This window comes from Streptomyces sp. S186, assembly GCF_051603415.1.
Classification (GTDB): domain Bacteria; phylum Actinomycetota; class Actinomycetes; order Streptomycetales; family Streptomycetaceae; genus Streptomyces.
The window spans coordinates 1,343,446-1,364,388 of sequence record NZ_CP193932.1 but is presented as its reverse complement, the minus strand read 5'-3'; the positions used below and the strand labels follow the sequence as shown (position 1 = coordinate 1,364,388).

General features: G+C 70.0%; 21 protein-coding genes and 1 pseudogene. 5 read left to right on the top strand and 17 right to left on the bottom strand.

Translation table 11 applies throughout. The features are described 5' to 3' along the window. Positions 1–116 precede the first annotated feature (116 nt). Genes ACRAS8_RS06050 through ACRAS8_RS06040 form a run of 3 tightly spaced genes read right to left on the bottom strand, consistent with a single transcriptional unit; the run spans position 117 to position 3,298 of the window. On the bottom strand, positions 117–1,301 hold the full coding sequence (locus ACRAS8_RS06050) for an HBL/NHE enterotoxin family protein (RefSeq protein ID WP_438484742.1): 1,185 nt from the start codon (positions 1,299–1,301) through the stop codon (positions 117–119). Further along, positions 1,298–2,206, bottom strand: coding sequence for an HBL/NHE enterotoxin family protein (locus tag ACRAS8_RS06045; protein ID WP_438484741.1), 909 nt, complete (start codon positions 2,204–2,206; stop codon positions 1,298–1,300). The genes ACRAS8_RS06050 and ACRAS8_RS06045 overlap by 4 nt, the downstream gene beginning before the upstream one ends. 3 nt (positions 2,207–2,209) lie before the next feature. Next, the gene (locus ACRAS8_RS06040; RefSeq protein ID WP_438484740.1) at positions 2,210–3,298 is read right to left on the bottom strand and encodes an HBL/NHE enterotoxin family protein; all 1,089 of its coding nucleotides are present in this window, start codon (positions 3,296–3,298) and stop codon (positions 2,210–2,212) included. 735 nt (positions 3,299–4,033) lie between these two features. On the opposite strand from ACRAS8_RS06040, the gene ACRAS8_RS06035 reads away from it, so the two are divergent. Then, the gene (locus ACRAS8_RS06035; protein ID WP_438484739.1) at positions 4,034–4,864 is read left to right on the top strand and encodes a ZIP family metal transporter; all 831 of its coding nucleotides are present in this window, start codon (positions 4,034–4,036) and stop codon (positions 4,862–4,864) included. A 95-nt stretch (positions 4,865–4,959) separates the two neighbouring features. Here ACRAS8_RS06035 and ACRAS8_RS06030 read toward each other — a convergent pair whose 3' ends face one another. Further along, complete coding sequence (locus ACRAS8_RS06030; RefSeq protein WP_438484738.1) at positions 4,960–5,346, bottom strand: hypothetical protein; 387 nt, start codon at positions 5,344–5,346, stop codon at positions 4,960–4,962. Next, on the bottom strand, positions 5,301–5,870 hold the full coding sequence (locus ACRAS8_RS06025; RefSeq protein ID WP_438484737.1) for a hypothetical protein: 570 nt from the start codon (positions 5,868–5,870) through the stop codon (positions 5,301–5,303). Before ACRAS8_RS06025 ends, ACRAS8_RS06030 begins: the two co-directional genes overlap by 46 nt. Positions 5,871–6,301: 431 nt before the next feature. Between ACRAS8_RS06025 and ACRAS8_RS06020 the strand changes: the two genes are divergently transcribed. Next, positions 6,302–7,051: a lysostaphin resistance A-like protein gene (locus ACRAS8_RS06020; RefSeq protein ID WP_438484736.1), complete on the top strand. Its 750-nt coding sequence runs from the start codon at positions 6,302–6,304 to the stop codon at positions 7,049–7,051. A gap of 120 nt (positions 7,052–7,171) precedes the next feature. Here ACRAS8_RS06020 and ACRAS8_RS06015 read toward each other — a convergent pair whose 3' ends face one another. Then, positions 7,172–8,209, bottom strand: coding sequence for a polysaccharide deacetylase family protein (locus ACRAS8_RS06015; RefSeq protein ID WP_438484735.1), 1,038 nt, complete (start codon positions 8,207–8,209; stop codon positions 7,172–7,174). Between the two features lie 282 nt (positions 8,210–8,491). Here ACRAS8_RS06015 and ACRAS8_RS06010 point away from each other — a divergent pair, with 282 nt between their 5' ends. Then, complete coding sequence (locus ACRAS8_RS06010; RefSeq protein WP_438484734.1) at positions 8,492–10,081, top strand: putative glycoside hydrolase; 1,590 nt, start codon at positions 8,492–8,494, stop codon at positions 10,079–10,081. 102 nt (positions 10,082–10,183) lie between these two features. On the opposite strand, the gene ACRAS8_RS06005 is transcribed toward ACRAS8_RS06010, so the two are convergent. Beyond that, entirely contained in the window at positions 10,184–11,083 is a 900-nt protein-coding gene (locus ACRAS8_RS06005) for a DUF4436 family protein (RefSeq protein ID WP_438484733.1), read from the bottom strand. Positions 11,084–11,171: 88 nt separating this feature from the next. Here ACRAS8_RS06005 and ACRAS8_RS06000 point away from each other — a divergent pair. Then, a pseudogene (locus ACRAS8_RS06000) lies at positions 11,172–12,429 on the top strand (cation-translocating P-type ATPase); the annotation flags it as partial. Positions 12,430–12,468: 39 nt separating this feature from the next. Here the strand turns inward: ACRAS8_RS06000 and ACRAS8_RS05995 are convergent. Then, positions 12,469–12,831 carry a DUF488 domain-containing protein gene (locus ACRAS8_RS05995; protein ID WP_438484732.1) on the bottom strand — a complete coding sequence of 121 codons (363 nt, stop codon included), beginning with the start codon at positions 12,829–12,831 and terminating at the stop codon, positions 12,469–12,471. A 196-nt stretch (positions 12,832–13,027) separates the two neighbouring features. Between ACRAS8_RS05995 and ACRAS8_RS05990 the strand changes: the two genes are divergently transcribed. Further along, the gene (locus ACRAS8_RS05990; protein WP_438484731.1) at positions 13,028–13,822 is read left to right on the top strand and encodes a uracil-DNA glycosylase; all 795 of its coding nucleotides are present in this window, start codon (positions 13,028–13,030) and stop codon (positions 13,820–13,822) included. A gap of 16 nt (positions 13,823–13,838) precedes the next feature. Here the strand turns inward: ACRAS8_RS05990 and ACRAS8_RS05985 are convergent, their stop codons facing one another. The 9 genes from ACRAS8_RS05985 to ACRAS8_RS05945 form a co-directional block, all read right to left on the bottom strand. Next, positions 13,839–14,087 carry a hypothetical protein gene (locus tag ACRAS8_RS05985; RefSeq protein ID WP_438484730.1) on the bottom strand — a complete coding sequence of 83 codons (249 nt, stop codon included), beginning with the start codon at positions 14,085–14,087 and terminating at the stop codon, positions 13,839–13,841. An 8-nt stretch (positions 14,088–14,095) separates the two neighbouring features. Continuing rightward, positions 14,096–14,278 carry a hypothetical protein gene (locus ACRAS8_RS05980; protein ID WP_438484729.1) on the bottom strand — a complete coding sequence of 61 codons (183 nt, stop codon included), beginning with the start codon at positions 14,276–14,278 and terminating at the stop codon, positions 14,096–14,098. Further along, complete coding sequence (locus tag ACRAS8_RS05975; RefSeq protein WP_438484728.1) at positions 14,268–14,450, bottom strand: hypothetical protein; 183 nt, start codon at positions 14,448–14,450, stop codon at positions 14,268–14,270. The genes ACRAS8_RS05980 and ACRAS8_RS05975 overlap by 11 nt, the downstream gene beginning before the upstream one ends. A gap of 153 nt (positions 14,451–14,603) precedes the next feature. Next, on the bottom strand, positions 14,604–15,752 hold the full coding sequence (locus tag ACRAS8_RS05970; RefSeq protein ID WP_438484727.1) for an amidohydrolase family protein: 1,149 nt from the start codon (positions 15,750–15,752) through the stop codon (positions 14,604–14,606). A gap of 62 nt (positions 15,753–15,814) precedes the next feature. Then, complete coding sequence (locus tag ACRAS8_RS05965) at positions 15,815–17,257, bottom strand: MFS transporter (protein ID WP_438484726.1); 1,443 nt, start codon at positions 17,255–17,257, stop codon at positions 15,815–15,817. Then, the gene (locus ACRAS8_RS05960; RefSeq protein ID WP_438484725.1) at positions 17,254–18,549 is read right to left on the bottom strand and encodes an ATP-grasp domain-containing protein; all 1,296 of its coding nucleotides are present in this window, start codon (positions 18,547–18,549) and stop codon (positions 17,254–17,256) included. The genes ACRAS8_RS05965 and ACRAS8_RS05960 overlap by 4 nt, the downstream gene beginning before the upstream one ends. After that, a complete protein-coding gene (locus ACRAS8_RS05955; RefSeq protein WP_438484724.1) occupies positions 18,546–19,328 on the bottom strand; it encodes a creatininase family protein in 783 nt (260 codons plus the stop codon). Before ACRAS8_RS05955 ends, ACRAS8_RS05960 begins: the two co-directional genes overlap by 4 nt. Further along, positions 19,325–20,206, bottom strand: a complete 882-nt coding sequence (locus ACRAS8_RS05950) for a dihydroorotate dehydrogenase (RefSeq protein ID WP_438484723.1) — start codon at positions 20,204–20,206, stop codon at positions 19,325–19,327. The genes ACRAS8_RS05955 and ACRAS8_RS05950 overlap by 4 nt, the downstream gene beginning before the upstream one ends. A 19-nt stretch (positions 20,207–20,225) precedes the next feature. Beyond that, the gene (locus tag ACRAS8_RS05945) at positions 20,226–20,741 is read right to left on the bottom strand and encodes a hypothetical protein (RefSeq protein WP_438484722.1); all 516 of its coding nucleotides are present in this window, start codon (positions 20,739–20,741) and stop codon (positions 20,226–20,228) included. Positions 20,742–20,943: the final 202 nt, after the last annotated feature.

The window sequence follows — 20,943 nt, the reverse complement described above, 5'->3', positions numbered from 1 at the left end:
AACAAGACAGTAGAACCCGTCGATGTACGTGAGGAGCGCGAGGTTCGCAGCGGAGTGAGTCGCACGTGCGAGGGGCACCCCGTTTCCGGGGCGCCCCTCGTTGGTGTCCGGTTGCGCTACGAGCGTGGCAGGTCGGTCAGCGAACGCTGATACCGGCGCACGGCCTCCGCATCCAGGAGCCAGCGTGCCGCCGCGCCGCTCAGCTCGTCTTCCAGTTGGCTGGCGGACGAGCCCTGAGCCAGGGCGTCCCAGTACGCGATGCGGTCGTTCTCCTGCCGCCACATCTGTGCCGTCGAGTCCAGGGCGGTGAGGGCCTGGTCGACGTGTGCGGCCAGTCGCTCGACATGGCCCTTGAGGGTCGCGAACACCCCCACCTGCAGACGGTCGGCGGTGAGCTTCGTCAGTTCGCTCCGGTATCGCGCGATGCCGGCGGCAGAGCGGTCCATGGCGGCGTGGGCTTCTTCGACGGCCTTGGTGACGCTCTCGAAGAGGACCGGTGACTCGACGGACTTCTTCACGCCCTGGTAGATGCCGGGGACCTTCTTCGCCTCGCCGTAGAACTTCACGGCGCTGTCGGCGATGGCCTCGGTGTCCCAGGCCGCGGTGGAGCGGGCGAGGGTGATGCCTGTCTGGATGACGGCCTTGCCCGTGCCGACGATGTCCTCCGCGGCCAGTGCCAGCTGGATTCCCAGCACGAGGGCTCCGGGGATGGCCTTGGCCGCGCCCAGGGCGATGGCCTGGTTCGTCTCGCGGAGCTCGCTCTCCAGTGCGGCGAGGTTCTTCTCGATCTCGGCGATTTCACCGCCAGGGCCCGTGTACTGCTTTTCCAGGGTTTTCCCGTCGCTGCCGAAACGGACGCGATCGTCGTCGACCAGCTGCTTGAACTGCTCGATCTCACCCTTGGCCGTGGTCACACCGGCCTGGTTCTGTGACACCAGGCGGCGCAGGATCGTCAAACCCTGGCGGAGTTCGGCCTGCGCGGCGGCATCACCGTCACCCGCCCGCCGCGCGAGGTCGTCCATGTGCGGCGTGAACGAGATGAACGTCCCGGTGTAGCCCTGGACGTCGGTCAACGGCTGGAGCAGCGCCGTCTGATAGGCGCCTCCCCACTTGACGGCGTGGCTTCTCGCCAGGTCCTGGGTCTGGGTCAGGGTCGGCACCAACTCCAGGGAGAGGGAGGGCTGTTCGGTCACCGCAATCGCTGCGGCCGTGGTCAGCTGGTAGGCGGTGAAGAGTGCCTCGGTGGCAGCCGAACCCAGCCCGGCCGTCGGCGAAGGCACAACAGGGGCTGAGGCCGTCATGCGTCGTTCCTCTCGCTTGAGCCACCCAGCAGCATGTCGAGCTGGCTGCCGAGATCCCGGAAGTTGGCGGCGACCGTGTCGAGCAACGCGGCGACGAACCCCTTGTACGACGGGGACGTTCCGTTGACGGAGGCGATGACGTTGGCCATGTGGCCGGAGGTCACGTTCAGGGAGTTGCCGAGCGTGGTCATCGCGTTCACCGCCAGGGAGACCGAGTGCGACAGCGCCGTCAGTCGGCCGGTAAGCGCGGATACGGCGGCAGCCTGGCGGTCCTTGCCTCCGCTCTCCCTCTCCAGTTCGGAGATGCGTCGCTCAAGGCCGTCGATGTCGGCGATGTTGTCGCCCCAGATGCGGGCGATGCCGTAGCCGAGGGGGCCGAGGATCCAGCCGACGTTCTCCCACTTACGGGCTTCGGCGATCTTGTCGCGCAGTGCCTGGGCCTGGCCGCGGAGTTCTCCGGCCATCCGCTGATCGGTGGCGATCACCGCCGAGATGGTGTTCAGGTCCTCGGCGAAGCGGGAGGCATCGGCGGTGAAGGCCCGGTTGAGTCCGTTGACCTCGGCCGTGTTCGCCGTCACGCGCTGCTGGAAGAGGTCCAGGTCGCTCTTGATGCGCTGGAGATGGGTGACGAACTCGTCCGTGGCCGCCTGGTCGCCGGCTTCCGCCTGAGGCGTCAGTTCCGCCAGGCGCCGTGCGGCGGTGTCGAGGTAGTAGGAGACGAGTGACTGGGTCAGGGACAGCGGCTCCCTGACGCTGGTCCGCGTCTTGTCGAGCCACGTCGCCGCGTGGGACCTGGCCGCCGCCACATGTTCTTGGAGCCCCGGGATCGCCGAGGCGTCGCCCACCTGGCCGTCACGTACGTTCTGGGCTGCCTGGTCGACAGCCGGGAGAACCGTCGCGGTCATCGGTCAGGCCGCCTTCGTGACGAGGCCGCTCTTGTCGACGGGGAGCGTGCTCAGCTGGTTGTTGATCAGCTGGGCGGTGTCGTGCACCGACTCCCAGTCCTTCTTCGCGGAATCGAGCTCGTAGGCGAGGAAGGGCCCGTCGTCGGGGTTCACTTCGTCGTGCAGCTTCGTGATGACGCCGTTGAACTGCGTGTGGAGAAGAGTCCACGTGTCGGCCATCGACTTGAGGCTCTGCTCTGCCTTTTCGTTGGCCACGGCGAGATTGTTGAATTGCAGCTCTACACCGGAAAGAAGGCCGATCTCGGACCTGATGTTGGCCAGATCGGTGATGTTCTTCGCCAGCTCGGACTTCTTCGCGGTGAAATCCGCGCCCGCCACGCCCATTGCCACCGTGCCGCCGCCCACCGCGGCGAGACCGCCGAGCACGATGGCGGTCGACGCGCCGCCACTCGGTATTTCCGCCAGCAGACCCACGGCGATGGCGAGTCCGCCGACGACGGTCAGGGCCGCCCCGCCCGCAATGATCGACAGGTCCGTGGACATGGCCTGCCTGATCGCGTCCTGGCGGTTCTCAAGCTGGCTGATGATCCCCTTGTCGCCCTCGTAGAGCGACTTGGACTTGGTCGCCAACTCCAGGAAGTGTCCGTGGTCGTCGGCCACATCGTTGCGGAAGGACTTGAGCGCATCCAGCGCGCCGTCCGCCTTCGTCCGCTTGTCCTCGATCTGCGAGACCAGGATCTGAAGGCCCTTGACGAACTGCGCCCGGTTGTCGCCCGTCGCGATGTTCTGGGCCATGCTCATCAGCGGGTTGTAGAAGCTGGTGAAGGAGTTGCTGAAGCTCATCAGGTCGGTGTTGGCGCCGATGAGCAGCCCCGACACCGAGTCACGCCACGACGTGGCGTGCGCCTTGGCCGCAGTCTGGTACTTCTCGGCGTCCGTGAGCTTGTCGAGCTTCACCGCGGGCTGTTCCAGCACGTTGGTGGCGTAGGTGTCGACCAATGCCCGGTGGGCCCCGGTGTTCTGCGCGTGCTGCTGCAGCTTCCCGTTGGTGCCGAATGCCTGCTGCTTGCTGTCGGCGAGGAAAAATAACATACGAAGTCCTCCATTCCACGCGGAATTTCCGCGAGAAATGACGTGAAGGTGTGTGGGTGTGCAAGGCGGCATCCGGAATCGTTACGGCTCTGCCGGCGAGGACCGCCGGCGCATCGCGCGGATGCCCCCAATACTGAGCGTGCCGGATTGATCACCGGCGCGCGGCAATTAATATCGCAGACAACTCGGACCTTGATCCATTCGGGGTGGTGTGACGTGTGCCACGGAGGGTTGGTGGCACGACTCCCCGGCCCGCCTGCGGTCTGTGGGCCCTCGGAACGTCGCTCGGGAGCCGTCCCCCGCCTTCACCCGCTGTGCCCTGCCGGGGCCGCCTGCTCGCGGCGCTCGCGCTGAGCCGGCCCGGGGGCGGATCGCCGAGAGCGGCACCGGATGCGGCGTCGGTGCTGCCTCTGCTCCGCCAACACGGGCCGTACGGCCTTCTGTTCAGCGACGGCGGCGGTAGACGCGAGGACCCGGACGACGTCGTGGACCTGCTCGCGCCGGGCGGCATGCACGCGTCCTTGTCCGTCCCGGGGCGGCGATGACGGCGGTGGTGGTCGGTTGTCCGGGCGGAGGCGTCGCATGGCTGAGCCGAGATGCATGGCCGAGCGAAGACGCATGGCCGGGCAATGAGTTTCCTAATGTTTCGCTAAAACCGACCCGCTGGATTGTTAGGTAAGGCTCACTTGCCTTACCGTCTGTGCCTGTCCCCGCACACGCCGACAGGAGTCCCCTGTGTCCAGCGCGAATATCGCTCTGCTCGGTGCCATCGCCGGCTTCACCATCTACCTGGGGCTGCCGATCGGCCGCCTGCGTAAGCCCACCCCGCGGCTGAAAGCCGGGCTGAACGCCGTCGCCATCGGCATCCTGATCTTCCTCGTCTGGGATGTGCTGACCCATGCCTGGGAGCCGACGGACGAGGCCCTGGGCAATCACGCCTGGGGAACGGTCGCCTCCGGCGGCGCGACCCTCGCCGCCGGTCTGGCGATCGGGCTCGTCGGGCTCGTCCACTACGACGGCTGGATCGCCCGCCGGCGACAGGCCGCCGCCGAGCGGCTCGCCGGGCCCGGTGCCGCTGCCACCACCGAGCTGGCGCCCAAGGTACGCAGCCAGGCGAGTTCGCTCGCGCTGATGATCGCGACCGGCATCGGCCTGCACAACTTCGCCGAGGGCCTCGCGATCGGTAACTCCGCCGCCCAGGGCGAGCTTTCCCTCGCCGTCCTCCTCATCATCGGCTTCGGCCTGCACAACGCCACCGAGGGCTTCGGCATCGTCGCCCCGCTGGCCGCCGAGGGCGAACGCCCCTCCTGGGTCACGCTGCTGTGGCTCGGCCTGATCGGCGGCGGCCCGACCTTCCTCGGCACGCTGGTCGGCCAGCACCTGGTCAACGACACGCTCTCGATCGCCTTCCTGGGCCTGGCCGCCGGTTCGATCCTCTACGTGGTCATCGAGCTCCTGGCCGTCGCCCGCAAGGCCGCGCTGAAGACGATCACCACCTGGGGGATCCTGGCCGGTCTGCTGCTCGGTTTCGCCACCGACGCCGTCGTCACCGCGGCCGGGGCCTGAGCCCCTCACCGGGGCGGCTCGGCTGCGCTCGTCGGCCAGTTTGCCGGCGGCTTGGGGCGGTGCGTTCGGACGGGTCAGGCTTCCTTGCCGTAGCGTCAGGCGTCCTTGCCGTAGCGACTGAGGGAGACGGTCACCGGACCGCCTCCGGGGACGGCTTCCACAAGTCGCACGACGACGATGTCCCGGCCGTCGGCGCTCCGGACGCAGAAGGGGTGCTGGTCTTCGAGTTCGCTGAACTTCAGCGAGGTCACCGGGCTGCTGTCGATGCCCTTGAGGCAGTCGGCAGGATTCAAGCTGTTGCCGGGAGCGATGAAGGCGTCGCCGTCCTCGGGGATCACGAACTCGGTGGCCGTGCGCGACAGGTACCCGTCGACGCTGGACTCCGGTACGACCTTGCCGTTCCGCAGGTCGAACTCGTAACCCGGATCCGGGGAAGTCAGCTCGACGCCCGCGTACCCAGGGCGGAACCCGTCACCGGGCACGTCCTGCGCCTGCTCGGCCTTGTCCTGCGCCCGTTGGCACGATCCAGCGAACGGGTCTCCTGGTGCGCCGGGCCGGGGCGGTGGCGGTGCGGACTGAGCCCCTCGGCCCGGCGGGGGAGGGGCACCGCTGTGGCGGTGACGGTGGGCTGCGCGTGCCGCTCCGCGGGCGGTTCGGGCAGCTCGTCGTGGCGGGACAGTTCCGTACGGACGGCGGTCGGCAGCCAGCCGTCGGCGAACCGCACCTGTGAGCCGATGGCGGGGTGGCGGCGCACGGCCTCGATCAGCGCGCTGGTGGTGGACCGTTCAGCGGGTTCCTTCGCCAGGCACTGCCCCAGCAGGGTGCGCAGTTCGGCCGGTACGCGGGTGAGGTCGGGCTGTTCGTGGACCGTCCGGTACAGGGCCACGGATTCGGGGCACTCGCCGAAGGAGGGTGTGCCGCCGGCCGCGTACACGGCCGGCGCGCCGAGCGCGAAGACGTCGGTGGCCGGCGTGGCGGGCTGCCCCAGGGCCTGCTCGGGAGCCATGAAGGCGGGTGCCGATCCGTAGGCCGGTGCCGGTGAGTGCGAGGGCGTCGGCGGCGCGCGCGATGCCGAAGTCGATCACCCTGGGGCCGTCGGCTGCGACCAGCACGTTGGCCGGCTTCAGACCAGCCAGGCAAGCCGGGCAAGTAGCGGCCGCGAGCGCACAAACGCGAGCGCACAAACGCGAGCGTACGAAGACGTGGCCTGGCAGACGTGGTCCGGCGAACCGGCATGGCTGTGCTGTCAGTTCGTCTGCGCGGCGCTGTCGGTCCGCCTTCGCGGCGTGTCAGTGCCGTGTCAGCGCCGTGTCCGCGCCGTGTCCGCGCCGTGTCCGCGCCGTGTCCGCGGACTGGACGATCGTCGCCTGCATGGAAATCACGCGGAATCCTGTGCCCACTGCGGCAGGGGCTCGACCGAGCGGAATCGTTGGGCGGTTGCTGGCCGACCGCCACTCCCTGCCACTGTCCATCGCGCTGCACCTTGTCCCCGGAGTTCTGATCGTCGCGGTCTACCTGCTCCTCACCCAACCGCTGGTCAAGTCCATCGGCTATCCGCCGCTCCTGGGCTGGGCGATCGCCATGCTCCTGGCTCTCGTACCGTTCGAGCTCGGCCTGCTGCTGTGGCTGGGCCGCCGGCGCAACGGCCGGTTCTCGCTGCGCGGAGTGGTGCACTACCTGGACAAGCCGCTCCCGCGCCGGAAACTCGTCGCCCTCGTCATTCCCCTGATCCTTTGGTTCCTGGTGGTGTCGACCGTGCTCACCCCCATGGACGACTTCTTCTACCGGTTGCTGTTCCGGTGGGTTCCGTTCGAGGGGGCGGGCGGTGGCGTCACCGACGTCCTCGGCGGATACCCGCACTCGGTCATGGTCATCTCGCTGGCGGCGTGCGTTCCGATGACCGGGCTGTGCTTCCCGGTCATCGAGGAGCTCTACTTCCGCGGCTTTCTGATGTCCCGTCTGCCCCGGCAGGGCCGGTGGGCGCCGGTGGTCAGCACGGTGCTGTTCTCGCTGTACCACCTGTGGACGCCGTGGGTGTTCCTGTCCAGGGTGATCTTCTTTCTCCCGGGGCCCTGGTGCGTCTGGCGGAAGAAGGATCTGCGGGTGTCGATCGGGATGCACGCCGGCACGAACTTTCTCTTGGGGACGTTGGGCACCGTCGCCCTCCTGCTGAACCTCGTGCCGTGACGCCCGGAGCGGGGGAGATCGGGGGAGGGGGTGCCGTCCACAGTGGACGACACCCCCTCGCGGCCGTCGCCCCTTTGACGTAGGGGGCGGGGCCCGGGCCCGCAGACGGTTCCGTCCGGTTCAGTACGGCCGGGCGGCAGTCCGGTGGGCCGGGGCGAGGTGGGCGGCCTCGGACCTGGGGAAGCTGATCTTCTTCGGGTCGCCGTCCGAGGTGTACCGCCGGACCGTCCCGTCGCGGAGCTTGTCCAGCCAGGCCGTCGAGGTGAACGGGGCATCCGGGCCGGTCGCCGCCTGGGAGCGGATCCGCGGGATGGCCCCCGGGTCGAAGGCGGTCGAGAAGGGGGAGGGGGCCGGGTTGGCTCCCACCAGGTAGACGCCCTGGTGCTGGTAGCGCTCGCCGTCGGCGGCTCCCTTCAGCACCAGTTCCCGGGAGCGGGACATCGAACCGTTGGGAAGTGCCATCGACACCACCGACAAGCCGGGCACGGCTTGGGTGATCGCCCTCTGGTTGTCGGCGATGGCCTGCTGGGCGGTGGCGTCGTCGACCGTCCCCAGCGAGGTGTGCCGCAGGGTGTGGTTGCCGACCTCGAAGCCGTGGGTGACGAGCCAGCCCAACGACTTTCGGCCGCCTGGCTCGCGGAACGGGTCGGCGTTGACGAAGAAGGTCGCCACGGGGCGGAACCCGGGGTGTTTCCGGGCGACGTCCAGCAGGATGCCCACCGAGGTGTCGGCTGCGGGCCGGCCGTCCGTGTTCAGGCGGAACTGACTGGCGGTCGAGTCGTCGAAGGTCAGCACCACAGGATGGGTACCGGCGGGAATGTCGATCCGCCCGCTGCTGAACTCCCGTGCGGTGACCGGTACGTAGCGCTCCCGCGCCAGCCGTTCCAGCTCGGCGCGGAAGTCCTGCGGCGTGCGGTCGTACACACTCCGGGGCTCGGCCACCAGCTGGTGGTACATCAGCACCGGGACCGCACCGAGCTCGTCGGCCCGCACCGTCGCCGGGTCGGCGACCGCTGCCTGCCCGCCACCCTTGCGCGTGCTTCCCCGCGGCCCGTCCGGGCCCCCTTCCGGCCGGGACTGAGCCGCCGAGCAGGCGGTGAGCAGCAGCACGGCCGAGGCGACGATGACCGCGCCGCTGCTTCGGTGGGACTGACGCATGGTGCCTCCGCATGTACACGAGATGCTTCCCGTCGCCTCCAAGCCTGGGACAACCGTGTGACACACACCCCGGCACGGTAGGCCGAACGCATGACTACCCGCTCGAAACCTCTTGGGCGGACGGCGTGGCGGCTATGTCATCACCCGGGAAGTCCTCACCGAACACCCATCACCCAACACCCAGGACAGTCCCCACCCAAGGACTGTCCCCACCCAAGGACAGTCCCGACCCAAGAAAAGCCCCCACCCAAGGAAACGTCTTTCGAGAACGGCAGAGTGGACATGCGCGGACACCGAACCCGAACACGATTCGTCGTCATATCCATTTCCCTCGTGGTCCCGGCCTGCACGGCGCTCGGGGCCTTCGCCCTGCAGTCCCTGTCCCATCAGCTGCGGGTCGAAGGGCTGGGCAACGAGGGCGTGTTGGGCCGCGTCGAGGCCGGCAGCCCGCGCCTGGCGATCAGGGCCAGGGAAGGGGCTGACCTGGCCGGGCTGGAGGTGCGGCTCGACGGGAAGCCGGTGCGCACCCGCCAGGCGAGCGGTCGCCTCATACTCGACGCCCCCGTGCTCGCCGAGGGCGGGCACGAACTGACCGTCAAGTCCCACAGCGGCCTGCCCTTCCTGAACGACATATCCCGGACGTTCACGGTGGACACCACCGCCCCGAAACTGCGCCTGTCCGCCGCCCCTGTCACCAGGCCCGGCGCCCCGGTGACGGTACGCGGCCGGGTCGAGGACGCCGGGCAGGTGAAGGTCTCCGTAGCCGGTGTGCCCGTGCCCGTCGGCGACGACGGCACCTTCTCCCGGCGGCTCGAACGGCCCCCCGCCCGAATCGACGTGGCGGCCACGGACGCGGGCGGCAACACCACCCGCGGGTACGTGAACGCGGTCGCGCCCTATCCCCTCACCCGGGCCGCGCACCTGACCGCCATCGGCTGGGCCTCGTCCGCGGTCCGCGAGCCGGTGCTCCAGCTCATCAAGGACAAGAAGCTCAACGCCGTCGAGCTCGACATCAAGGACGAGAACGGCGAGGTCGGCTACGACTCCGCCGTGCCACTGGCCCGCGAGATCGGCGCCGTGAAGAACCGCTACGACGCACGCACGGTGATCGACACCCTGCACGGCATGGGAGCCCGCGTCGTCGGCCGCATCGTCGCCTTCCGCGACCCCATCCTGGCCCAGGCATCCCACCGCCAGGGCAAGGACCACCGCCTGGTCCTGGCCCCTGACGGCAGCCCGTACGACGGCGGCCACTACGGCAAGCTCTCCTTCACCAACTTCGCCGATCCCGAGGTCCGCCAGTACAACATCGCCCTCGCCACCGAAGCGGCCAGGCTGGGCTTCGACGACGTCCTGTACGACTACGTGCGCCGCCCCGACGGGAAGCTCTCCACCCTGCGCTTCCCCGGGCTGGGCGACCGGACCCCGGAGAGGTCCATCGCCGAGTTCGTCGCCGAAACCCGCAGCCGCGTCCATCCCGAAGGCGCGTACCTCGGCGCCTCGGTCTTCGGTATCGCCGCCACCCGGCCCACCGAAATCGCCCAGGACATCCCCGCCATAGCCCAACAGGCCGACTACATCGCGCCCATGGTCTACCCCTCGCACTGGGCCGCCGGTGAGTACCGGGTCGCCAGCCCGAACTCCAGCCCGTACGACATCGTCAACCGGTCGCTGGCCGACTTCGCCAAGCAGGTCAAGGGCACCGGGGCCACGGTCGTCCCCTGGCTCCAGGACTTCTCCCTGGGCGTCCACTACGGCCCCGGCGAGGTCGCCGACCAGATCAGGGCGGCGGCCGGGGACGGCATGCACTCCTTCCTGCTCTGGAACGCCGGAGCCACGTATCAAGGGGCGGCACTGGCCGTCCTGCGGTGACCGGAGCCCGGATCCCCACGGTCATCCCACGGTCAGAGCACGCCTCCCAGCGCCCCTCTGCCACCTCGTGTCTGTCACGTCGTGCCTGTCACTTCGTGTCTGTTACTTCGTGTCGGCCTTCCACCGACGGTGCTCGACACAGACACCGAACCAGGCCACGCACACCACCGACACCGCGATGATCAGCTCCGCCCAGAAGAACGCGGCGTAGTCCATGAACGCCCCGATCGGTGGCGCACCCGGTGCGGCGTCCCGGAAGCTGACGAGGGCGAAGAGGGTGGCCGCCATCCAGCCCATCGCTCCCCACACCAGACCGCGGCGCTGGCCGACCACGAGCACCGCCGCGCCGAGTACGGCCAGCGCGAGCCCCCAGGCACTGGCCATCATCAGCGCGGCGAGGATCAGCGTCCCGTGCGAGCGGCTCAGCCGCAGCTGTGCTCCCGTGATGCCGCTGCCGGCCTTCACGGGACGCAGCCTGCTCCGGAAGCCCTGGTCATGGTTGGTGAACTCCATGGTGACCGGCACCTCGTGGCCGCCGGTCTCGGCGCTGAATTCGATGTAGGGGTCGTAGTGGTCGAACGGGTAGTCGGCGATGTTGCCGCCGGTCAGGTCGAAGGAGACCTGCTGGAGAGCGATGGGCACACCCGCCTTGTAATGCAGCACACCGATGTGCCGTGACGAGGTGTAGATGTCGAGGTCGTGCTTCGGCACCAGCTCCGATTCATCCGTCGCCAGCGCCCCCAGCGGGGCCGGCAGCACGTCGAGAGTGATCTCGCCGGATGGGGGATTGATCCTGTGCAGGGTGACATCGAGGTCGACGCGGTCGCGCAGCCGGGTGTCACCCACCGTGCTGCTCATCTCCGTCTCTCCCCGGCCGTAGATGCCCAGCAGCGCACCGCCGGCGAGGATTCCGGCGATCACCAGCAGTGCCAGGAGACGCCCGAGTAAACGGACCCGCCCGTCGGCCATCGCCAGGGCTCGACCCGCACGGCCACGCAACATAGCCAAACACTAGGGCTGTCGGAGGAGGGCCGCACCGCGATGCGGGCCACGGCCGGAGGGCCTGGGGCGCATCACGACCCGGGTGCCCGCCGACGCGCTCGGCGAGGCGCTCGACGACCTGGACCTCCTCGGCTACGTCGCTCTGGCCGACACCCCTCGCCCAAGCTCCGCACCACTGGTTTCCGATCTCCGCCGGGCCGGCGTGCGGCCCGTCATGCTCACCGGGGATCACTCGCGGACCGTCGGTGCGGTCGCCGTCCAACTCGGCTGGCCCGCGGACGTACCGGTGGTCCCGGGCGACGAGCTGGCCGCCCGGGACCGCGCCGGCCGGGCCCGCCTGCTGCGCGACTGCGGAGTGGTGGCCCCGCGCCGCTCCGGAGCAGAAACTGCAGGTGATCGAGGCGCTGCAGGCGGCCGGGCAGGTCGTCGCCATGGTCGGCGACGGTGCCAACGACGCCGCGGCCATCCGCGCCGCGGACATCGGCATCGCCATCGCCGCCCGTGGCTCGGCGGCCGCCCGGAACGCGGCGAACCTGGTGATCACCAGCGATGATGTGTCGATACTGCTCGCCGCCGCCGAGGGCCGGGCGCTGTGGCGCAGCGTGGCGGACGCGATCAGCGTGCTGATCGGCGGCAACGCCGGAGAGATCGGATTCTCGGTGCTCGGAACCCTGCTGTCCGGAGCCTCGCCGCTGTCCACCCGGCAAATCATGCTGGTCAACCTGCTCACCGACATGTTCCCCACGATGGCCGTCGCGGTGACACCACGGCGGGACGAAACGACACCGGACGATCTGGACGACCGGGGCGACCCGGGCGACCCGGGCGACGCGACCCACTACCCGGCCCACGACCCGGACGACCCGGATGACTCAGACGACCCGGACGACGAGGTGAGCCGACCGGACGGCACCTCCACCTCCACCCCCACCGGCCTTGCGGCCCTCGGCGATCCGCTGACCCACCAGATCCGCGAGCGGGGCATCGTCACCGCGCTCGGTGCCGGCACCGCCTGGCTGATCGGAACACTCACCCCCGGCTCCGCGCGGCGGACCAGCACGATGGCGCTGTGCGGCGTGGTCGGAGCCCAGCTCACCCAGACGGTGACCGGACGGCGGCACAGCCCGCTCGTGCTCGCGACGGCCGTCGGATCGGCAGCCGTGCTGGCCGTCCTGATCGAGACGCCACTGATCAGCCACTTCTTCGGCTGCCGGCCACTCGGGCCGGTGGCCTGGGCCGGCGTCGCCACCGCGATGTGCGTCGCCATGATCGGCCCGCGGTGGGTACCGGCGTTCGAGGGCCTCATCGAGCGGCTCGAAGCGACCTTCCGCGAAGAGACCTCCTGAGCCTCCGAAGAGACCTCCTGAGCCTCCGCGCCGCTCGGGTCACCGTTTCTTGGACAGCCACTCGGCGAGGACGGCGGCCTGGCTGTGGTCCACGTCCTGGGTGGCGGTCAGCAGCGTCAGCTTGTCGTGCGTGGCGAGGTCACGCAGATGTGCCGCGGCCTCCCGGTGCCCGGTATCGCGGAGTTCGGCCAGATAGCGTCGGCGGAACTCGGTGAATCGGCTCGGCTCATGGCCGTACCACTTCCGCAGATCGCTTGAGGGCGCCACATCGCGCAGCCACTCGTCCAGGTGCGCCTCCTCTTTGCGCATCCCTCGCGGCCAGACCCGGTCGACGAGCACCCGCTTGCCGTCCTGAGGGGAGGTCTCTTCGTAGACTCGTCGGCAGGTGATCTGTTTGACCATGACGGCACCTCCGGACCGATCGGCCGGCCCGACCACGGACCGCGGGCGACCGGCATCGCAACGACACCGCGCGACACCGGTGGGCATGTCCAACTCGACATTTTATCGGTGACGGCCGGTGGGAGCCGACCGGGAACCGATCCCCAGCCGACCGGGAGCCGACCGGAATCCGGACCCCGGGAGAGGAAGAGACGGCATGCGTAGCAGGCGCCCGGAGGCACACGACTTTCCCGCGGTGACTGCTCCCGGGGCGGCCACGGTGCGGGATCTGGACGCGGCGGTGGCGACCTGCCGTGCCTGCCCGCGGCTGGTCGCCTGGCGGGAGGAGGCCGGCCGGGCCAAACGCAAGGCGTTCCGGGACTGGGACTACTGGGCGCGCCCGGTGCCCGGCTTCGGACCACCGGACGCACCACTGGCCATCATCGGGCTGGCGCCGGCCGCGCACGGCGGCAACCGCACCGGGCGCATCTTCACCGGCGACCCGTCCGGCGACGCCCTCTTCGCCGCCCTGTACGACATCGGACTGGCGTCCCAGCCGACCGCCACCGACGCAGACGACGGACTCGAGCTGTACGGGGTCCGGATCACCGTCCCGGTGCACTGCGCACCTCCCGCCAACCGGCCCACCACCACCGAACGCGACACCTGCCGCCCGTGGCTCGCCCGTGAGCTGGAGCTGCTGAGCCCGGCCCTGCGGGCGGTCGTGGTGCTCGGCGCGTTCGCCTGGCAGGCGCTGCTGCCCGTGCTGGCCGACGCCGGATGGCGGCTGCCCCGACCGCGCCCCGCCTTCGGGCACGGTGCCGAAGCGCTGATCGCCGATCCGCGGGACGAGCGGGAGGTGCGCCTGATCGGCGGCTACCACCCCAGCCAGCGCAACATGTTCACCCGCACCCTCACCCCCGCGATGCTCCGCGACGTACTACGCCGAGGCGCCGAGGTCGCCGGACTGCCGACACGTACGGGCCCCAGCTCGAACGCCGCCCAGCCGTAGGCACGGGCGGGGCGGGTCATCGCGCGTCCTCCTGGAGCGGGCGGCGGCCGCGGACGCTGAGCAGCGGATAGGAGTTCACGATGAATGCGGGGTCCTGGAGCAGGGCCCGGAAGCGGTCCAGGTCGCCGTCCGTGATCCCTGCCGCAGCCAGGCGGTCGGCCACCTGGTCGGTGTTGTGGCGGTGCAGGGCGATGCCCGCGCTGCCGCCCGGCCATGCCTCGGCGTAGGTGGTCGCCGCGAGGTGGGTGAGGCCGGCCCGGGCCATCGCCCCGGTTATCCGGGCCCGAAGAGCGGATCAGCCTCGGCCTCCCTGAGCAGCCCTATCAGTGCCGAGTGCACCCGGCCGAAGAGGGCCGCCGCCGTCTCGTCGGGCGCGGCCGGCACGGATGCCCAGTCGCAGTCGAACTCCTCCAAGCCGCCCCCTGGCAACGGGTCGCGGACGATGTCATGCCGCAACCAGCCGCACCTGCGCCGCGCGCTCCCGCCCCGTTGCCCAGCGCGGCTCGATGTCGGTGACCGTGACCTCACCGCCCGGACCCACCCGCTCACCCAGCCAGTCACCCAGCGAGCCGCTTCCCCCGTCGACCTCCAGGCATCGCCGGCCCGCGGCGAGCCCCGTCAGCTCCAACTGACGTTGCGATACGGGGTCATAGCATCTCTCCAGCACGAGAAGCGGCCCCCGGCCTGGTCGGCGACATTGTCGAACAGATAGTGGGACACTCCTGCTCTCCGTGGCTCGTGGCCGCAGGGCGCGATGCGGCGGCGAACAGGTGGTGACCGGTCATGCCAGGGCCTCCAGCCGGTAGACGCGGCGGGCGTTCTCATAGCCGATCATGCGCACCACCCTGAGGGCTTCCTCGACGTCCCACTCGCCGCTCCCGGTCCACGCGGCGAGGGTCCGGGCCATGCCTCGGCGCCACAACAGGGCGCCGAGGTAGTGCAGTTCCGGTGGTCCCCAGGCGTCGGAGGAGAAGAGGATCTTGGCGAAGGGGGCGAGTTCCAGCGATTCGGCGATGACGGCGTCGGAGCGTACGCCGGTGTGGTTGATGCCGAGGCCGACGTCGAAGTACACGTGCGGGAACACCTGGGCGAGGTAGCCCGCGTTGCGCTGGAAGGGGTAGCAGTGCAACAGCAGCAGGTCGGTGCCGTGCGGTTCCACGTTCTTGATGAAGCGGGTGAGCAACAGCGGGTCACAGCGGTGGAGTTCGACGTCCGGGTCGCCGTAGCCGGCGTGCAGCTGGAGCGGCAGGCCGTGGTCGATCCCGCACCACAGGGCGAAGCGCAGCAGCACCGGGTGGGAGACGCGGACGGTGCCGGTGGCTTCGCACCCGGCGAGCCAGTTCCCCGCCGCGGCGATCACCTCCCGCTCGTCCGGGCGGCCGGGGTCGAAGTCGAAGCCGTGGCGGTAGGCGACGATGCTCTTCAGACCGACCGCGGAGGCCGTGCGCGCGGCGAGGGCTTCCCGGAAGCGGTCGGGGAGTTCGGCGGCGGTGATTCCGGCGCGGGCCACGTCCTCCAGTACGGCCTCCAGGCGCACCACCTCGTCGACGGGCCGCCCGGAGGCGGCCGCCATGCCCGGGGGATCGAGGATGTCCGCTCCCTTGTAGCCGGTCTCCAGCAGGTAGTGGTCGATGCCGGAGGCGGTGAGCAGGCGGCGGTTGACCTCGTCGGCGCCGAGGTCGGAGCGCCTGGCCAGGTACGTGTCGGGGTCGGTGTGCGGTGCCAGGTCGAGGACCGGGGCGCACCAGCGGCGGACGGCGAAGCCGAGCTGGGAGTCGAACTGCGTCATCCACGGCGGGATCGGGCGGTCGGACTCGGTGAGCATCCGCTCCAGGGCGGCGCGGTCGGCGTCGTGCCGGAGGGCGCCGTGGACGTGGTGGTCCACGAGGGGGAGCCGTTCGATCTCGGCGCGGAGTCGTTCAGTGGACATTGCGGACCTTCCGAATGCGTGCCGTGTCGTCGCGTGCCGAACACCCGGGTTGAACAGGGTACTTACTCTCGCTCCGCAGGCGGAGCGAGAGTCGCTGGTGGTTTCGGGGTGGCCAGGAAGACCGTGGTCAGGGTGAGGGCGGCGGCCAGCCAGGTGGTGGTGTGGAACGCCTCGGCGAACGCCCGAGCCGTTTCCGGGGAGGAACCGGCGTCCAGGGGGGACGTTGACGTGCCTGGGGGGACGAACGATCGGTAGGCCACCGCGGTGGCCGTGCCGAAGATGGCGATGCCCAGGCCGGCGCCGGCCTCGTAGGAGACGGATTCGATGCCGGCCGCCGCACCCGCCTGGGACGAGGGCGCTGTGGACATGATCAGGTTTGAGGCGACCATCTGGACCAGGCCCTGGCCGAACCCGATCAGGGCCAGGCCGAGCGGGACCACCGTGGCGGATGCGACCAGGACGTACCCGGCAGCGGCGATCAGCAGGCCGGCGGGTACGTCCGCCCGCGGTCGTCCCACACGGGAGAGGACGACTCCGCCCACCGGGCCCGCCACCGTCGCGGCCACCGGCATCGGGATCAGGTACAGTGCGGCGGCCTCCGCCGACAGTCCCTTGACGAATTGCAGGTACTGCACCAGTTGGAGTTCGAAGCCGACCATCACCAGCACCGGCAGCACCGAGGCCACCACACCGGCACGCAGACCGGGTAGCCGGAACAGGGACAGGTCCAGCATCGGGTGCGGCGCGCGCTGCTGTCGTCGGAAGAAGAGGAACAGTGCGGTCAGGCCCAGTACGGCAGGGAGGGCCACCTCCATTACTCCGACGCCTTCGTGGGTGAAGGCGATGATGGCGTAGGCACTGCCCAGGAACCCCGCGATCGAGAGGAGGGGCGAGGTGGCTTCCCAGGGCTGCCGTTCGGACTCGATCTTGTTGTGCAGCAGCAGCGCCACGGCGGGCAGGGCCAGCGCCACGATCGGCAGGTTGACCAGGAAGATCGAGCCCCACCAGAAATGCTGGAGCAGGAAGCCCCCCACCACCGGTCCCAGCGCTGAGGAGCCGGCGGCGACCGCGCTCCACGCCCCGATGGCCACCGCGTGGTCGCGGCCGTTGCCGAAGGTCTGACGGATGAGCGCCAGCGTGGCCGGGATGATCATTGATGCGCCGACGGCCAGGAACGCCCGGGCGCCGATCAGGGCCGGCGGCCCCGGTGCCATCGCGCACAGTGCCGAGGCCGCGCTGAAGACCGCCAACCCGGCCAGCAGCAGCCGTTGGTGTCCGACCCGGTCGCCCAACGGACCGCTCACCAGCACCAGTCCGACCATCAGAAGCGAGTACACGTCCACTGTCCACAGTACTTCGGGCGCGGTTGCGTGCAGTTCGTGGGCGAGGGTCGGGACGGTGATGGTGAGGATGGTGACGTCGATGGCCGCGGGCAGGAAGCACAAGAGCACCACGGCCAGCACCAGCCACCGTCGGGCCCCGGCCGCAGGCAGCGTGCTGGTCACCGGCCGAGGCCCAGAGCCGCCCTCGCTCGGACGATAAGACCGTGCAGCTCGGCCAGGCTTGAGGCGTAGAACATGCAGCTCAGTCTGCCAGTGTGCAGATCCGTCAGCTCGGTGGGCACCACACCCCGTTCGGCGTGTCGGGGCGAGGCCACGAGTCGTCCGAGCCGGCGCAGCACCTCCGGCAGGTCCAGCCCGGCCGGAAGTCCGTAGAAGTCGTAGTTGCCGACCGCGTGGGTGTCGAGGTAGCCGGGGCCGATGAGGTGCTCGCCGAACTCGTGCACATGGCTCGACCCGGTGCGACGGGCGTTGAGGTCGTGCAGGTAGACGATGTCGTCGCGGGCGATCGCGTCGATGCCGAAGCGCCCGCGGTAGCCGCGCCGTTGCATCTCCTCGGCCAGGCGGAGGCCGCCCTCGGTCAGCGGGTGGTACCACCATCGGTCACGCAACTCCCGCGCGGTGACGTTGCCGCGCAGGCGGGTGGCGCCCTCGAACAGCATGTCGGTCGTGTAGCAGAGGTGGGGCGGGGCGTCGGCGGGCACCATGTACTCCACGGACGGGAAGGCGATGTCGCCGTCGAGGAACTCCTCGACCACCACCGGATCTTCGTCGTAGAACGTGCTCGCGGCCAGGCGCTCGGCGACATCGTCGTCGCCCGGCCGGAAGATCAGCAGGCCGAGACTGGCCTCGCCCCGGTCCGGCTTGACGATGCACGGCGTGCCGGTCGCGAGCATGCCCTGCACCGCTGCGGGCACCTCGTGCTTCCCGGAGCAGTGCGTACCGGGCGGGATGCGGCAGGGCCCGCCCGTCATGCCGAGGTCGGTGGCCAGGTCGCGCAGGCCGGTCTTGGTGTCCAGCAGGTCGCGCAGGCGCTGTTGCGGTGTGCTCTCCGGCAATTCGACCGCCACGCCGTACTGGCTGCGCAGGGTCTCGGAGAACCGCCACAGGTCGGTGGTGGTGGTGTGCGGGATCAGCCGGAGCCTGCGGCCCGGCCCCGCGTGGGCGGCCACGGCGGCCATCAGCCCGGGGTCGGAGAGTGCGTCGGCGAACAGCGAGCCGGTGCGGCCGGCGGGGCTGAGATTCACCACACCGTCGAGCTCCAGGAACTTCCGCTGCCAGTCCAGGTCTCCGATCGGTTCGTAGGTGATGAGCATCTTGTCCAGCGGGCCCCAGAACAGGGCCTGGTCCTGCTGGGCGTAGCACTCCGACAGCAGTTCGTCGGCGCGGTCGGTGCGGACGGCGAAGTCGTGCAGGGTGTCGACCGCGTTGCACACGCAGAGGGTGGGCGTGGTCATGTCTTCTCCTCGCGCAGCAGGCCGTTGCCCTCGGACACCAGGGCGACCGCGGCCGCGACCACGTGCCAGAAGAGGTCCTTGCCCAGGGCCGCGGTGGCCTTCGAAGTGCTCGACAGGACACCTTGGTTGGTGGTGCGGTGTACGTCGACGGGGTGCAGGTGGATCCCCGGGCGGGGCGGGTCGGCGTGGTCGGGGCGCGCGGCCGAGACCAGGTCCGGACGGAGATAGAGCATCAGGCTGGTCTCGGTGATCCCCGCATGCTCGGCGTGCCACCCCGGGAAGAGCGGCACCCGCCCGGCCAGCCAGTCCGTGTCGACCAGGCTCCACCAGCTCAGCGCGATGAACTCCTTGCCCGTGGCCGCCGGCCGTCGGCCCACCTCGTCCAGGGCCTCGAACAGGAACGGCTCGTTCTCGTAGTGACCGTTGACGATCAGCAGCCGGTGCCACGGCAGGGCGCACAACGACTCCAGGGTGTCCTCCAGGAAGGCCAGCAGGGACCGCCCGCGGACGTGGACGGTGCCGGGGAAGGACAGTCCGCCGCCGCTCTGCGGCAACGACCGTGCCGCGATGGACTGCGCCGGCAGGGTCAGGGCGTTCAGCTCGTAGGCGATCTGCCGGGCGAAGGCGTCGGCCAGGAGGGTGTCCACGGACAGCGGCAGGTGCGGACCGTGCTGTTCGATGGACCCCACCGGCCACGTCAGGGTCCGCCCGGCGGTGGCTGCCAGGATCTCGGCGCTGCTCAGGTCGCACAGTTGCGGCCCGGCCGAGCGGGGCGTCATGACCGCACCTGCCTGGATCGGTCTGTTCCGGTGACGGGTTCGGTGCCGTGGTCGGCGTGTTCCGATCCGGTGGTCTCGGCCACGATCCGGGTGAGGGTGGAGCTCATGTCGGTGTGCAGTGCGGTGTACACCTGGGCCGCCACCGCGCCGACCCGCAGGTAGTCGTGCACGTCGCGGCCCGACTGGACGCCGCCGGAGGCCAGCAGGGGCAAGGGGAATCCGGCTCTGCGCAGCTTCCACAGTGAGGCCAGTACGAGCGGCTTGATGCCTGGTCCGGAGTAGCCGAACACGCCGCCGAGGCGGAGGTCGCCGGTCTCCGGGTGTACGGCGGCGGCGGGCAGGGTGTCACTGATGGTCACCGCGTCCGCGCCGGCCCGGGCGGCGGCGAACGCCCGGGCATGGAGGCCCTCGCCGCTGGCCAGCTTGACCGAGAACGGCAGCCGGGTCGCGGCGCGGGTGGCCGCGGTGTAGGCGTGCACCCGCGCGGGAGTGTCGTCGAGGCCGTTCTCCTCATTGAGGCAGGAGATGCCGAGCTCCAGCGCCCGGCAGCCCGTCGCTTCCGCCCGGGCCGCCAACTCGGCCAGTTCCGCCGGGGCGTCGGCGTGCAGCGACGCGATGACGGGGAGCCGGTCGCGTGCCAGGTCGCGCAGGATGCCCAGCCAGTGGTCGACGGAGTGTTTGGAGTAGGTGGTGCTGTTGAGCATTCCGGTGGGCAGCCGGACGATGCGCTCGTCCAGGCCGGTCGGTGGGTTGGGGTGGATGGTCTTGGTGACCACCGCGCCGGCGCCGGAGTGCAGCAGTCTGCGGATGTTGCGTTCCTGGTCGGTGAGCAGGCCGGAACCGACCATGACCGGATTGGCCAGGTTCATCGTCAGCACGTGTGTCGCACCTGCCATGTCAGGCCGCCGTCCTGGTCCGGCCCAGCGCCGCGAGCACCTCGTCGACCAGCAGCGCCGGTTCCATGGCGATCTGTTTGGCGGACAGGAACGTGGCGGCGGCGACCTTGCCGAGCCCCTTGAGCAGATGACTGGCCGACTCGGCGAAGGGCTGGTCGGTGATGCCCACGATGGGGCGGCCCAGCGCGCTGGCCCACCCCAGTTCGATGTGTGTGCCGTCCGTGCGCAACAGGGTGCCGTCGAGCACCGGCAGCACCGGCACGAACACATCGCACTCGCGCATCCAGGCGTAGTCGCGCACGGACACCTCTTCGGGGGTGAACGAAGCGGTCTCGGCGCCGAACCGCTCTGCCACGTGTGCGGACAGCACGGTGGCGCCGGCCGCCCGCGACTGGTCGATGGTCAGGCTCAGGAATTCGCGGATCGGCGCGGCCATTCCACCGGGCACCAGGGCGTGCTGGATCGGGCCGCCGACAAACAGGGTGACGCCGCGCAGGGCGTCCGAGGTGACACTCATGACTTTTCGCGGTTCCTTCGAAAGGTTCTGCCGACGACCGGGAAATCGGGCGGACTTCAGCCACCGGAATGGAGGGGAACGAGCAGCGCAAATTCACGGCATGCGCTTTCGGTGCATCACAGGGGGATTTCCGGGCGCGAAACCCGACGGCCTTACCGGGGTGCCCGAGTGCCTACGCGCCCTGCACACGAAGCCCACCAGG